General features: G+C 47.5%; 15 protein-coding genes. 4 read left to right on the forward strand and 11 right to left on the reverse strand.

Features of this window, described 5'->3' with window-relative positions:
• Positions 1 to 83 precede the first annotated feature (83 nt).
• Positions 84 to 1,418, forward strand: a complete 1,335-nt coding sequence (locus ACYVIC_RS16830) for an O-antigen ligase family protein (RefSeq protein WP_460861817.1) — start codon at positions 84 to 86, stop codon at positions 1,416 to 1,418.
• Here the strand turns inward: ACYVIC_RS16830 and ACYVIC_RS16835 are convergent.
• The 5 genes from ACYVIC_RS16835 to ACYVIC_RS16855 are packed head-to-tail and all read right to left on the reverse strand — an operon-like array spanning position 1,405 to position 6,119.
• Complete coding sequence (locus ACYVIC_RS16835) at positions 1,405 to 2,112, reverse strand: hypothetical protein (protein WP_460861820.1); 708 nt, start codon at positions 2,110 to 2,112, stop codon at positions 1,405 to 1,407. The two genes, ACYVIC_RS16830 and ACYVIC_RS16835, sit on opposite strands and share 14 nt — an antisense overlap.
• Positions 2,096 to 3,382 carry an O-antigen ligase family protein gene (locus tag ACYVIC_RS16840; RefSeq protein WP_460861821.1) on the reverse strand — a complete coding sequence of 429 codons (1,287 nt, stop codon included), beginning with the start codon at positions 3,380 to 3,382 and terminating at the stop codon, positions 2,096 to 2,098. The genes ACYVIC_RS16835 and ACYVIC_RS16840 overlap by 17 nt, the downstream gene beginning before the upstream one ends.
• Positions 3,382 to 4,284: a glycosyltransferase gene (locus ACYVIC_RS16845; protein WP_460861823.1), complete on the reverse strand. Its 903-nt coding sequence runs from the start codon at positions 4,282 to 4,284 to the stop codon at positions 3,382 to 3,384. The genes ACYVIC_RS16840 and ACYVIC_RS16845 overlap by 1 nt, the downstream gene beginning before the upstream one ends.
• Positions 4,285 to 4,309: 25 nt before the next feature.
• Positions 4,310 to 5,071 (reverse strand): WecB/TagA/CpsF family glycosyltransferase, encoded by a 762-nt coding sequence (locus ACYVIC_RS16850; protein WP_460861825.1) that lies wholly within the window; start codon positions 5,069 to 5,071, stop codon positions 4,310 to 4,312.
• The gene (locus tag ACYVIC_RS16855) at positions 5,064 to 6,119 is read right to left on the reverse strand and encodes a glycosyltransferase family 4 protein (protein WP_460861827.1); all 1,056 of its coding nucleotides are present in this window, start codon (positions 6,117 to 6,119) and stop codon (positions 5,064 to 5,066) included. The genes ACYVIC_RS16850 and ACYVIC_RS16855 overlap by 8 nt, the downstream gene beginning before the upstream one ends.
• 188 nt (positions 6,120 to 6,307) lie before the next feature.
• On the opposite strand from ACYVIC_RS16855, the gene wecA reads away from it, so the two are divergent.
• Together wecA and ACYVIC_RS16865 are read left to right on the forward strand one after the other, a co-directional pair.
• The gene (wecA, locus tag ACYVIC_RS16860) at positions 6,308 to 7,384 is read left to right on the forward strand and encodes a UDP-N-acetylglucosamine--undecaprenyl-phosphate N-acetylglucosaminephosphotransferase (RefSeq protein ID WP_460861828.1); all 1,077 of its coding nucleotides are present in this window, start codon (positions 6,308 to 6,310) and stop codon (positions 7,382 to 7,384) included.
• 24 nt (positions 7,385 to 7,408) lie between these two features.
• Positions 7,409 to 8,575, forward strand: a complete 1,167-nt coding sequence (locus ACYVIC_RS16865; protein ID WP_460861829.1) for a polysaccharide pyruvyl transferase family protein — start codon at positions 7,409 to 7,411, stop codon at positions 8,573 to 8,575.
• On the opposite strand, the gene ACYVIC_RS16870 is transcribed toward ACYVIC_RS16865, so the two are convergent.
• The gene (locus ACYVIC_RS16870) at positions 8,576 to 8,884 is read right to left on the reverse strand and encodes a DUF6482 family protein (RefSeq protein ID WP_460861830.1); all 309 of its coding nucleotides are present in this window, start codon (positions 8,882 to 8,884) and stop codon (positions 8,576 to 8,578) included.
• Positions 8,885 to 9,084: 200 nt separating this feature from the next.
• Here ACYVIC_RS16870 and ACYVIC_RS16875 point away from each other — a divergent pair, with 200 nt between their 5' ends.
• Positions 9,085 to 10,728: a response regulator gene (locus tag ACYVIC_RS16875; protein WP_460861832.1), complete on the forward strand. Its 1,644-nt coding sequence runs from the start codon at positions 9,085 to 9,087 to the stop codon at positions 10,726 to 10,728.
• Between the two features lie 93 nt (positions 10,729 to 10,821).
• Here the strand turns inward: ACYVIC_RS16875 and ACYVIC_RS16880 are convergent, their stop codons facing one another.
• The 5 genes from ACYVIC_RS16880 to ACYVIC_RS16900 form a co-directional block, all read right to left on the reverse strand.
• Positions 10,822 to 11,430: an HNH endonuclease gene (locus ACYVIC_RS16880; protein ID WP_460861834.1), complete on the reverse strand. Its 609-nt coding sequence runs from the start codon at positions 11,428 to 11,430 to the stop codon at positions 10,822 to 10,824.
• A 20-nt stretch (positions 11,431 to 11,450) separates the two neighbouring features.
• Positions 11,451 to 12,767 (reverse strand): AAA family ATPase, encoded by a 1,317-nt coding sequence (locus tag ACYVIC_RS16885; RefSeq protein ID WP_460861836.1) that lies wholly within the window; start codon positions 12,765 to 12,767, stop codon positions 11,451 to 11,453.
• 115 nt (positions 12,768 to 12,882) lie between these two features.
• A complete protein-coding gene (locus ACYVIC_RS16890) occupies positions 12,883 to 13,311 on the reverse strand; it encodes a nuclear transport factor 2 family protein (protein ID WP_460861837.1) in 429 nt (142 codons plus the stop codon).
• Between the two features lie 67 nt (positions 13,312 to 13,378).
• A complete protein-coding gene (locus tag ACYVIC_RS16895) occupies positions 13,379 to 13,669 on the reverse strand; it encodes a type II toxin-antitoxin system RelE/ParE family toxin (protein ID WP_460861838.1) in 291 nt (96 codons plus the stop codon).
• The gene (locus ACYVIC_RS16900) at positions 13,662 to 13,898 is read right to left on the reverse strand and encodes a ribbon-helix-helix domain-containing protein (RefSeq protein ID WP_460861840.1); all 237 of its coding nucleotides are present in this window, start codon (positions 13,896 to 13,898) and stop codon (positions 13,662 to 13,664) included. The genes ACYVIC_RS16895 and ACYVIC_RS16900 overlap by 8 nt, the downstream gene beginning before the upstream one ends.
• Positions 13,899 to 14,000 lie beyond the last annotated feature (102 nt).

The raw sequence follows: 14,000 nt of genomic DNA on the forward strand, positions 1-14,000 counted from the left end.
CTTTGGCCCTTTTTGTTTTATTATTTGCTTTGTTAAGTGTGTTTAATCTACTTTGACTACGGACAGCCAGCAGTAATATCAGCATGACCACGCAAACCACTTTAAGCCGCTTTATGCCGCTATTTTTAGCCCTGATCTTAATTTGGGCACCTATTCCGCTGGGTTCTAACCGTATTTGGGCCTGGTCGGTATTACATAGCCTGATAGCACTGGGTGTTGTGCTGCATTGCGTTAATGCTTTTAACCATAGCATGCCCTTACTACGCGCCCGCTGGATGACGTTTTTTTTAGCCGTACCAGCCCTTGTTACCGGCTATATGCTGCTGCAAGCGCTACAGCTTGTACCGGGCATTGGCTCGGCCGATCCTTATCATAGCTTGATGTTAGCGCAGCGCAGCTTGTTTTTGCTGTTGTTTATCTGGCTGGTATGTCATTACATTAATAGCGTATCGCGTATGCAGACGCTGGTACTGGCCATTGTAATCAGTGGCACCCTGCAGGCAACCTACGGCAGCATGATAAACCTTGCCGGGCTGGAGTTATCGCCAATATTCGGTGTTGCCGAAGGCGACCGCGCCCGCGGCAGCTTTGTGTATCAGAACCATTTTGCTAATTATCTGGCGCTGTGCCTTAGCCTGGCTATTGGCTGGATCATCAGTGAGCTGGCAACCGAAAAACACCGCGGCAATGCCAAGGCCAAACTGCGTGAGGCGTTGGGTACCTTACTAAGTACCAAGATGCTGTTACGCCTGGCGGTAGTGGTAATGGTAATTGGCCTGATTTTAAGCCGCTCGCGCATGGGTAACAGTGCATTTTTTGTCGCGCTGGCCATCACTGCTTTGCTGGCCATATTGTGTTATAAAAAGCCACCGCGTTTATTAAAGCCGCTGGTGCTGAGTATTTTTGTATTAGATTTAATTATTGTTGGTGCCATGTTTGGCGTAGAAAAAGTAAAGCAACGGCTGGAAGAAACCAGCTTTGCCGGTGAGAGCCGCGATGAGGTTGTACTACACAGTATGCCGTTGCTGGAACAGCATTGGCTAACCGGCAGCGGCGCCGGCAGTTTTTACACGGTGTTTCCGGCGTACCAGCAAGGCGTATATACCGGTTTTTACGACCATGCACACAATGATTACCTGCAATTTGCCGTAGAATTAGGCATACCGATTACCCTGATATTAGGCGCCTGGCAACTGTATGCATTGTGGTTGTGTCTGCAAACCATGCGCCGGCGCAATACGCGCTTTTATAAAGGCGTTGCTTTTGGTGCTATGATGGCAAACCTGCATATGTTGCTCCACAGTACGGTAGATTTTAGCTTGCAGGCGCCGGCTAATGCGTTGCTGTTTGTCACCATTTTAACCCTTAGCCATTTGGCGTATCACAACAGCAATGAATCACAGCCTAGCCGCCGGTAGACGGTTGTGCATGCCAGTGACTCCAGCGTCGGGTGACCATAAAGACGCCGTAGCTGGCAAACTCAGCCATTAGCTTGCTGTAAAAATCAAAGTTAGTCAGGTTTACCGTGATAAAGCAGTTGTAGCCACAGTTTAGCCGGCGGAATGTCTGGCTTGATGTTGCCAGTACCTTGCTGTTAAAACCATGATAGCGCACTAATTGCTGCACCCGCCAGGCATGAAAATCGCTGGTAAGGATATAATCCGGCCTGGCTTGCAACACTGCCGCTATAGTGTTGAACTCCTGGTAGGTATTGTCACCACCGGCAAAGCAGTTAATTGCAAAATTGCCCGGCATACTAAGCAAGTAGTCGATATATGGCTGACAATAACGGGTTGTTAATATTACGCTGCCACCGTCAGGCATAAGCTGTGACAGGTGCTGCAACCGCGCTTTGGCGCAAGCCGGTAAGCTGCTATCTGAACCACCACAACCCAGCACCAACACGCTACTGTTTGCGTTAACGCTATGGCTAACATGGTGGCTATTGCTGTACCAGGCACGCACCTGATTAGCAACAAAGCTATTACCAGCCAGATAATAAAATATCAGCAACAGCCACAGGCCTTTTTTGCGATAACACAGGCAGGCAAGCAACAAACCGTAAAGCATTAGGTTGTGCGGAAACATTAACGGTTCAAGTATATCTTTCATTTGCGCTCCTGAGCCTGATATTGCTGGCATGTAACAACAAGGCATTGCACAGTGCCCATGGCAGCCATACCATACCAGAGCTTATTACGTGGCCGGCCAGCGACGACACCAGCAGCAGTAACAGGTTTAGCAGCAGCAGACTACGCCCGATACCACTTATGCGCTGCTGCCAGCTATGACGGATAAACAATACAAAAACCAGCACAAAGGTTAGCAGGCCTGCTATGCCATGAAATATCAGCAAGTCAAACCAGTCCAGCTCAGCAAAGTGTTTTTTTAGATGCAAGGCAACAGCACCCTGACCTACCCCGGCTAAACGTTGCCAATCCGGGTAGTTATCGGCTGCGGTTTGCCAGATGCGGCCAGCATAGTAGTCGCGTGACGAGAGCACTATGCCGCTGATACCACGCTGTTGGTAGACAAAACTAAGTTTGTCGTACACCCCAAGCAGTTTAAGCAGGTATTCACCATTTAACAGCAACACTATACATAGCAACAGTAACATAAACGCCAGCATAGCAATGACACGGCGCTGGCGCTGCCAGAATACGGCATCTTGCATTAGCAACGGAATTAACGCCACCAGCATAACTATGCCGAACAAACCGGTTTTGGTAAGCAGCATTAACGCCAGCCCCAAAGCGGCGCCACTTAGTAATATATAAAGCACTTTATTTTGTTGCCAGCTTAGTGCTAACAAACCACCGGCGATAACCAGCAACACGGCTGACAATTCATTGGTAGAGTAAAAAAAGCCCTTAATACCCAAAAAAGACTGCGCCACGCCTTCTAACGGTTGGTAAGCACTAAACCCCAGCCCGGCCAAGCCCGCCAGCGCATTAACCAGCAATACTGCCGCACTGATATACAAGCTGTGGTGTAGTAGCTTTGCTGCCTGTTGTGGCTGACGCTGTTGTAGCAATAGCAAATAGGCTAATGCCAACAGCGGGCTAAGGGCTTTAACGGCCAGTTGAATATCGGCTATCATCCAGCGCATTGTAAACTGTGGCCAGTGCAGTGCCGGGCCGGCTAACAACAGCAACAACGCCAACAATATGGCCAGCAGCCATTTAGGCTGCAACCTGGCTATGCTGTATGCCATCAGCAGCAGCAACGTCAGTTTGTACAGCGGCGCCAGCGCATAACTGTTACCGTACAATTGCAATAGGGCACCGTTGATACAATCTACCAGCAAAAACCAGGGTATAAGCAGGCATAGCAGCTTATCTGCGCCGAGCTGCCCGCTAAGCTTGCTAAGGGCTATATGCATTACTTTTTAAACATTCCGCCAATACCTTTACTTAATAATCTGATACGCCAACGGCTTAACACACCCAATTTGTGCTTCAGGTAATAGCGCCATTTTAGTTTTAGCAAGCCATAACGGGCGCTGCTGATCAAGGCTGTTAATGGCATTGGCATTTGCTGCATCATTTGGCGGTAAAACATCTGATTGTGTAAGTTGCGTTCGCTCATGTGTACGCGATGTTTGGCAACAAACTGCTTGTGTGCATCCAGCCGCTTTGGTGAATTGGTAATGCGCCCCAGTTCATGGCCTACATTTACTTTGTAGCTTGGCGAAGCAATACGCAGTGCCGGGCCGTATGCCTGCACTACTCTGACCCACATATCGTAATCCTGAAACGCTGCCAGCGTGATATCAAAGCCGCCAAGGGCCAACATGCGTTCGCGCTTTACCAGCGCCTGATTTGACAAGGTGTGTAAGTCCAGCAATTGGGTTAAGTTAACAACATCGCGGCTGGCATACAGTGTTTTTTGCACTGAGCCATAATCCCAGATATAGCCGCTGCAGACACAACTGTATTTGTCATCATAGGCCTGATACAAGCTGGTTAAACGGTTTGGTAAAAACTCATCGTCATCATCGATACCGGTGACAAAGTCGCCCTTTGCCTCACCGATAGCACGGTTGCGCGCAGCACAGGCTCCCTGCCCTTTGCTCTGGCGGAAAAAGCGGATACGCTCTTCGTTAATATATTTGTTGGTTAATACTGCCCAGGTATCATCGGTAGAGGCATCATCGACAACCAGCAATTCGATATTCGGGTAGCTCTGCGCCAGTACCGATTCAATGGCGCATATTGCCATCTGGGCGCGGTTAAAAGTTGGCATGTAGACACTGATCAGTGGCGGTTTCGTTATGTTATTCATCGTTATTCATCGTTATTTATCTGCCTCAGATTTTACCGGTCCAATACCACCAAACATAACGTGCCAGGCCCAGCTGGCGGCCAATGCGGCTGGGCTGCAGTAACAGACGGTAGGCCCATTCCAGATTCAGCTTACACCAAAGCGGCGGCGCCCGTTTTACATTACCGGTAAACACATCATAGGTGCCGCCCACCCCCATGTAAAAGCAGTTTGGGTGCGCTGCGCGAATGCGCTGGATCAACAGCTCTTGCTTGGGTGACCCCATTGCCACACTGACAATACGGGCACCACTGTGTTTAATTTGCGCAATAAGCGCCGCCTCATCGTTAAAATATCCGTCTACCGCGCCGACCAAATTAACCTGTTGCGCCAGCAGCTTGGCCGCTGTTTGCTGGTTAACTTCGGGCCGGGCGCCGACAATAAACACCGGCGTGTTTAGCAAGGCGGCACGAAGCATTAATTGTTGCCATAGTTCGCAGCCAGGAATTCGCTGCACCCGCTTTCCCAGACGCTTGCGCATCACTTTAACCACACCTATGCCGTCGGCATAACGTATATCGGCAGCGGCAATAATGTGTGACAGCTGTTGATCGCGCATAGCCGACAGGATTTTTTCCGGATTAATGGCAATAGCGCAGCCGCCAAACACGCCACCCTCATCAGGCAGAACACACTCAAGCAGTTGCTGCATATCGTTAAATGCCGCTACGTGCACCGGCCCAACTTGCACCTGCGGTACTGCGGCCAATGCCAGCTGCGACGCCGTATTGTCTGTTGCCTTACTCATCCGCTAACTCCTGATATAGCTGCTGTAACTGCCGGGCAATATGGCTAAGCAAATACTGCCCTGCGCTTTGGCGGGCGGCCAATTGCATGGCCGGGTACTGCGGTACGGCCTGATACAAATGATCGATTGCCTGCAGCAGACTTGCCTGCGTCTGCTGCTCATTAGCGTGCTGCTCAACGATATAGCCGTTAACTCCCTGCTGCAGCTGCTCTGCAGCACCGTCGGTAGCGGTTGCAATAACCGGCGTGTAACAGGCCATCGCCTCTGCCATTACCAGGCCAAAGGCTTCATGGCGTGACAAACTGATAAAACAACGTGCCTGACTGTACAACTGCTTTAAGGCATTGCTGTCTTTTGGACCGACTACCAGCACATTCGGAAATTGTCTGGCGGCGTGTTGCAATTGTGTCAGCATCGGGCCGCCGCCTGCAATCACCACTTTTTTATCTGCCAGAGCCGGTAACATCGCCAGCAAACGATCCATCCCTTTGTTGATGTCCAGGCTACCAACGTATAGAAGATCAATGCTTTTTTGCTGCCAGCTCAGTTGTTCAGCCTGGCCGTACAGTTCTGCTATGCCGGCGCTGAGCACCAAAGCGCGCTTTTGCGCTAAACTACACTGCTTTTTCAGCGCTTTGCTGGCAAAAATCCATTGATCGACTTTGGTGGCGCACCAGCGATAGAGTTTACCCGGTGGTTGATACAAATAAATATCACTACCGTGACAGGTAACTACTATTTTTACGTTGCGGTTGCGCAGCCAGCGATAGAGTAACGCCAGATAGATGGTGGGGTAAAAATAATGCACATGTACGATATCAAAACGGCGCCGGCTTAATACAAAACACCAGATAAAATCCAGCAAAAACACAGGATACTTCAGTAGCTTATTCAGCAAAGAGTCACTATGCCAGCGCATATAATGATAAGCAGGATTCAGATGTGCCAATGCCCACACCTGGTTGTGGACAAACTTGCCCTGAAACGGAGCCGAAGGTTTAGCGCCCATATTACTAACGATTAAAATGTTTGGCTTATTGGTTTGCACGCTGAAATTTCATCCTGACAGCCGTACCGGCTGTGTACAATACGTGTTGTTAGAGAAAAAAACACTTAGTTTATAGCGCATTGCGCTCAAGCTACGGTTAATATTAATAACTTATTTTCCCTGACGCCCGGCTGAATGATGCCATAGACTGCAGCCACAGTTTGCGCCAGACAAAAACGGACAAGATAATGCACGAATCTTTATTGTTGTATGTCAGCGCTTTTATCTGTGCCTGTATTGCCATTGTTGTGTTGCGGCCTATTGCCGTGCGCTTTGGCCTGGTAGATATACCACGGGGGCGTAAGCAACATCAGGGTGCTGTACCGCTAATTGGCGGCATTGCTACCTACTGTGGTTTAGCAATTGCGCTGCTGTTATTTGCCGACACCACGTTACAACCGCTGTACTTTTTGGGCTGTACCGGCATTATTGTGTTGCTGGGGGTATTTGACGACTATCTGGATCTTAGCGTTAAGCTGCGGCTGGCAGTGCAAACGCTGGTGGCACTGGCCATGACTTACAGCCTGGACCTGCATTTATCCAGCTTGGGCAACTTGTTTGGTTTTGGTGTTATTGAACTTGGCGTGTTAGGCCTGCCTGTTACACTGATTGCCGTAATAGCCGCCATTAATGCGTTTAATATGACCGACGGTATCGACGGTTTAGCGGGCATGCTTAGCCTGGTTAGCTTTGTCAGTATTGCTATATTTATGTCGTTGTGGGGCCAACAAGCATACGCCAGCCTGGCATTGTTGCTGGTGCTTGCCATGCTACCCTACCTGGCCTGTAACCTTAATTTGTTGCCCGGTTATCGTATTTTTATGGGTGACGCCGGCAGTATGTTAATTGGTCTTAGTGTGATCTGGTTATTGCTGGTTGGTACCCAAAGCGAAAGCGCCAGCTTTCGTCCGGTAACGGCACTGTGGATTATCGCCATTCCGTTAATGGATATGGTGGCAATTATGCTAAGACGAATACGCAAGGGCCAGTCGCCGTTTGTCGCTGACCGTGAACATCTGCATCATATTTCGTTACGTCTGGGCTTAACATCCCGCGAATCTTTGCTGCTGATAACAGCTTTAGCCTGTATTTTTGCCTGCATCGGCATTATAGGCGAGTACCTTTTAATACCGGATGTTGTAATGCTGGCCCTGTTTTTACTGTTGTTTGTCGTCTATTTGTATTTATTAAACCATGTCTGGCGCATTGTCTCGCACCTGCGACAACATAGGTTGCAACGACGCCAGCTCAAATCCATTAAATAATCCCGTACGCATTTCAGGTGACATATGACCAAACCGCTTTTTGTTGAAGTAAAGGGTGTACAGTTTCGTAATAAAGGCGCCTATTTAATGCTGTTGGCTACTTTAGAAGGCTTAAAAGGCCTGAAGCAACCGGTTGAATTAGTGCTGTCACCCGGCCCTAACCTGCCTTATGTAGAACGGGCCCGTTTAGGGGCTTGGCAAAAACTGTCGTTGCGCCGCGGCGGCCTGGATTTAACCCCCTTGATTGGGAAATTGCCTGGCGCACTACAACGGCTGTTTAACCGCTATGGCATGGTAAGCGAGAGCCAGGTTGATTTGATACTGGAAGCCAGCGGTTTTGCCTATGGCGACCAATGGCCACTGCGCTTTTTACAGAATACCGCCAAAGAAGTAGTGCGTTTTGCCAACGCTGGTAAGCCCTTTGTGTTTATGCCGCAAGCCTTCGGCCCGTTTAACTCTGAGGACAGTAAAGCGGCGATGCGCGATATTATTAACCATGCCCGGCTAATTTTTGTGCGTGACCCTGTGTCGCTACAACACCTACAAAGCTGTATGGCAACGCTGCCCGATTCTGTCGTGCTAACGCCGGACTTTACCATCAGTTTAACTGCCCGGGCCAATAACGACATGCCATTAATTGACGGCCCTTACGCGGCACTTATTCCAAACAACAAAGTGGTATCGAAGTTTAACCATGCCGCTGCCGAGCAGCAGCGCAGCGACTACGTTGCCGCCTTCGCCGCTGCGGCGAACAAACTGGCTGGAGAAGGCATTCAATGCGTACTGGTAAATCATGAAGGTAAAGAAGATGCTCAGCTATGCGAAGAGATCGCTGCCAAAGCACCATGCCAAATAGTGCAGATAGAAGATCCCTTGGCCGTAAAAGCCTTTATCGGTAAGGCTACACTTGCAATAAGTTCACGTTTTCATGGTGCGGTAAACGCGCTAAGTCAGGGCGTGCCCTGTATTGCCACCAGTTGGAGCCATAAATACCATGCCATGATGTCAGATTTCGGCATGGGCGATTATTGCGTGGCCAAACTTAGCGAGCAAAGCTTACTCAGCGCACTGCAACATCTGCTGGATAGCAAAGCCTTACTTGAAACAGAAATAAAGCAGCATGGCGCTGCGCTGAAACAACAAAATAGCGCAATGTGGCAACAGTTGTATCAGGCAGTCAGCACAGATTAATTACGCCACACCGGACACAAATAGCGGCACTTTTAAGGTGTTGTCGCCCTTGTCTGCGCCGCCGCACATTTCGTCATATGCCGATTGATGCACTAAATACGCCTTGTATATGGTGCAGCGATCCAACGCTTGTTTAACCTCATCGATACTAAGAAAACGTTGCGGCTTGTTATTTTCGTCAACCAAAAAGGCTTTACGGCCGTCGTAATCGGCTTCTGCCAGGTAAACACCCATCTCAAACGAATGAATGGTCAATTCGGCAATGCGGACATCCTGATGGTTTAAATGTTCAACACGATGAAATGGCATAATTTGCCTCCTTTTTAAAATGGTCAATTTAACTACGCGCTACAGTGCAAAACAGTTTTCATTAAAAACTGATATTTGCGGCTATCTGTAATAGTGCTTTAGCCCATAGCGCTTTTAGTTGCTGCAATGGCGACATGCTTTACCTCGGCGCTGGCATACTCTAGTATCCGACTATGTACACGTAGTTTTAGGGTGTCGCTATGGACGCCAGCTTTTTCCGTTGTAAACAGTTACTGATTATTGACGACTGTGCGCCTGTTCGCGCTGCTATAAAAGGCATGACCCAGCAATTGGGCTTTGATGCAATTCATTTGGCACGCGATGCCAATGAAGCCATTACCAAATGCTATGAAATTCCATTCGACTTTATCCTGTGCGATATCAACCTTGGCGATGGTAAAGACGGCTATCAGCTGTTTGAACTGCTGAAAAATGAACGTTTATTAAGCCCGCTATGTTGTTTCATTATTATTAGCGCTGAAAACCAGCGCCAGATCGTGCATGGCCTGATAGAGCTGCAACCGGATGATTACCTGCTAAAACCCTTTTCGGCTCCGGCGCTGGAAGAGCGGATAGTCAGAGCTATTAAAAGTCGTATAGGGCTGCGTAAAGTGTATTACGCCCTTTATGAGCGCGATTACGTATTAGCACTGGACGAATGCGACAGTGTAATTCGCCAGGATAATGACCACAGCATTGCCGCTTGCCGTATCAAAGGTGAATTATTGTTGAAGCTACAACGTTATGCTGAAGCTGAAGCTTTTTACCAACAGCTTAGCGCACAAAAAACGCTAAACTGGGCCAGGCTGGGGTTATCTGTTTCATGTTTTTACCAGGATCGCTGGGAAGATACCGAGCTACAGTTGGCTGATTTAACTCAATTTGACGAAACTAAAGTTGAAGCACTGGATTGGCTGGCTCGGCTATATATTAAGTACAACCGCTATGAAAAAGCTTTCGAAACATTGCAAAAGGCGGTGTTGTTATCACCCAAAAATATTGCCAGGCAAAAAGCCCTGGCTAATCTGGCATCGATAACCGATGACAAAGCCGCCGCAGTGCGCATTTGTGCCCGTCTTGTTGTTGAGGCCCGCCACTCCAGCCACGACACTGTCGATAACTACCTGAACCAGGCACGCGCAATTATTGATCAATCCTATTGCGTAAACGTACTTGAGCGCGCAGTCATGTTAGGCCATGCCGAGCGGCTGGTTAGCGCTTTGCCAAAACGTTTTGATGTAAAACAACATCAACGTGAAACCGCACTGTTAAAAACCCGCATTGTCGCTGCGCGGGGTGAGCTGCCTAAAGCGCGTAAAATGATCCGTGAAGTGCCGCTTAATAAAGATGAGCACACCACCACAGATTCAGCCCTGGACGCTGCCAAGGCCTATTTTGAACTGGGTGATTTATACGCCAGCCAACACTATATAGAACAGATGGCGACTATGTTAAAAGATGATGACATGCTGACAGAAACACAGCGTATTATGAAAAACATCGAACAAAAACGCCACGACGAGCTAAAGGTAAAAATTAAACAAATTAACAACGAAGCAAGTTACGCTTATCAGCAGGGACAGTACAGCCGGGCGGTGGATTTATTTGGTGAAACCTTCGACCACATGCCCACTAACCCTACTCTGGCACTGAATATTCTGCAGGCAATGAGCAAGGGGGCCGTGTTAAATGAGGTAACAAGTCGCTACTGCCGCGCTGCGATTAAGCTGCTTAGCCAAAGCGAGCTAAACGACGACAACCGTTCCCGCTTTGGTAAATACCTTACTGAAGTATTAAAGCAACACCCTGATTTGAGGCCGCGCAGTAAAGAGGCAGAAGAGTAACCGGGAAATACAATTACGCCGGCAGGCTTAACAAGCCGCCGGCGCACAGGCACTAACGACGTTGCTACGTGCATATGGTTAACTGTTTTTCGTTTAAATGAAATGGCTCCTTGCGGTACCCGGAAAATTTTGACTATCGGTGAGCGCATCAACCACTGATCGCTCACTTGAAAAGACTGTCATCCAAACGGACCAAAAACCTGCTTCTGCATTATCTATAACCTCACTAATGTCGGCACTTCCCGTTCGATACCTGTTCAACATATGATTAGCTATTTTAAAAGCGCGCCGTCTTCCCAAGTTCAGTACTGACTGGTGGGCACTGTCTTCAAGTTTCACCAGCTCTGCCAAAGCCTCTGCCTGAGCTGAAAAGGCGCCGGCTACTGCTTTAACTCTACCATCAGGTAAATAGTTAAATACATGAAAAGTATTGTCTGTATCAGGCCATAAATACCCAATTCGATTATCATTATTAGATTTTTTAAAATCTCTATTACAACGAGGACATCCAAGCAGTAAATTGTTCCAATCTAACTCAAGTGTTGGCTCTTTACTTGTGGGTGTTACATGCTCTACATCAAGTTTATCCGGGCGCTCACAATAACTGCAATAGGCTCCAAACACTTGAAGCAATGAGTCAAGGTAAGTCTTATACTGTCTAGGTTGAACTATCGGACAAGCAGGTCTTTGAACTGGTCTCATTGTCAAACGTCCTTAACTTTTCAGCAAGCCTTTCTTTCTGTGCGCATTAATGCCAACCAAGCCGGATTATCAATAAACCGCTCTTCTATCTTATCCAACTGCTCGGATAGTTTTTTAACTTCTTGGTCAGACTCAGATTTACCGCTCTCAAGAAGCTGATAATATTTTGTTGCGAGCTCAACCCTTTGTTGAAACCACACACTATGATTTGTGTGTTCAACCCCCATCACTTCTTCACTTATTTCTTCAATCCCCTGATCTTTGGTTAAAGTCAAAACATCCCTATGAATGGGGTGCTCATCTAAATTGATAATACTGCCTTTTTCCAATGATTGGATAATGAAAGGAGAGTGTGTAGTGACAATAAACTGAATACTAGGAAAACACCTTTGCAAGGTTGGCAATATGGTTTGTTGCCATGAAGGATGCACATTCAGGTCAATTTCGTCTATAAGCACAACACCTGTTGTTCGGCTAGCCGCTTCTGAACCCAAAGTTTGATTCAAATGAGCGCACCTCACTGCCATGTCTCCTGCTAGTGACACCATGCTACGCTGACCATCACTTAAGAGAGAAAAAGGAAAACTCTCACCCGATTCAAATTCAACAAAGACCTCACCATGAGGTGGTGAAAAATAAGCGGAAACTGCACCAGGTAAGACACTGCAAATAGTTGAGTAGACACCACGTAGGGCTGGTGAGTGAGAGCCTTTCACAAACTCAATTTCAGCAAAATGCCTTATCCACTCATGCAAAATTTTGTTTTGTTGATCAGGCGTCAAACAGTAGTAATAACCTAAAGCTGTATTAGCCTCAGCAAGTTTTGCTGAGTTTTTCATTCCAGACCACAATCTTCCAGTACCGTAATATACAATCAGCGGTAAAGTGCCTACACCATCAACGGCGTTCTTATATAACTGAGTGGCATAATCACGCATTTTCGCTGCACGACTATTATTTGTCCTGCCATTTACACCCTTAATAAATCTGTGCCACTCGAGAGTGTTAGGCTCATTTGCTGTAGCAATAGTTGCAACGGCGGAAACAGAACAATATAGCTGTATTTCAGGTGTAGAAATCTCTCTATTTTTTGCAAATACCCGACGTATATCGTCTTTCGCTATAGCTCTTGTATGAGACTGTAAAGCAACAGTTTTATTTTTCATTGGTGCAGGAATACCCAACATAAAGCCGCCAAGAGCGACAGCTAACGCATCTAGCAACGAGCTTTTTCCCGCAGTATTGTTACCAATGACCAACGTCATATTGGGATCAAATTCAAACTCAACCTCGTCAAAACAACGGAAGTTTGTCATTCGAATACTGTCAATTCTCATACCGTCTGCTTACCTAAATTGCTCTTAGGAATACTATACTACAGCTCCCTCAATGACTCTTCCAAACATTCCAACAACTAGAGGAATAAATATTCTGATCAAAGCGTTGGGAATTCTATTCCGGTTTAATCGTCGCCTGCCAGTTTACCGCCTGCCATTGGCCATTTTTGCGCACAAAAGTACCGCTGTTTAAATAGCGCTTGGTATCGACGCCCGACCTGCCTACCAGTACAAAGGCCACCACTGCGGTATCGCCGTATTGCATAATGCGCACATCTTCACTGCTATACACGGTGTCTATCTCTTCTGGCTTTAACATGCCGCGGCTGGTCACACTTTGCATCAGCTCGGCTTTACCAAAACGCGTACCGCCAGAGCTGGTGTAAATCAGCTCGTCGGCCCAGTATTTATTATGAATAGCCGCATCGTTGCGGGTGGCGCCGTCTAAAAATTCGGCTAAAAGGGCTGTAAGTTCGGCTTTGTCGTCAGCCAGGGCTAAGCTTGGCGTAAGTAACAGTGAGGCAAGTAGTAGGCTGGTTTTCATTGTCTATTCCCTGTTGGTTATTGTTGTTCGTTTTTGTTATTGGCTAAGCTAGCACACAATATGTCCGCTAACGTAACCAGGGCTGCACATCCTGCGAGCCAAGTATTGCCATAATATCTACCGTATTACCGTCGATGCGGTAATAAATACTGTCAACGCCACAGAGGCAGCGGCGATAGCCTGGCCTGATATGATCTACCGATTGATACAAAAATGGATTATTTGCAATTTGTTCAAACATGCTGAAAAACGCATAAAAGTAATGATCCGCCTGCTGTTGGCCAAAACGCTCTGCTCCATAGTAATAAATGCGCCGCAAATCTTCTTTCGCCAGATTAGACAGCCGCACCTCATACATGCTTAGCTAAGCCTTGCTTAAACTCCTGCAAAATATCTTCTGCACTTTGGCTGGTAAAACCACTTTGCTCAGCCAAAGCCAGTTTTTGGTTAATTGCCTCGGCACGACGGGCATTACGGATAAGCTCGTTTATCAGCTCGCTTTTGCTGCTGTACTCAGCGCCTTCACTCACTTGTTGCTGCAGCCATTCATCATTTGGCTGACTCAGGGTAATGCTCTGACGGGTCATAACGTTCACCTTTGCATTTGGTGCATAACTGCATCAAAAATACACCACGACTAACCGGTGTGCAATTTTTAAGTGCGGTCATATAAAACTGTTGACCTTAAG

This window comes from Rheinheimera gaetbuli, from assembly GCF_054781935.1.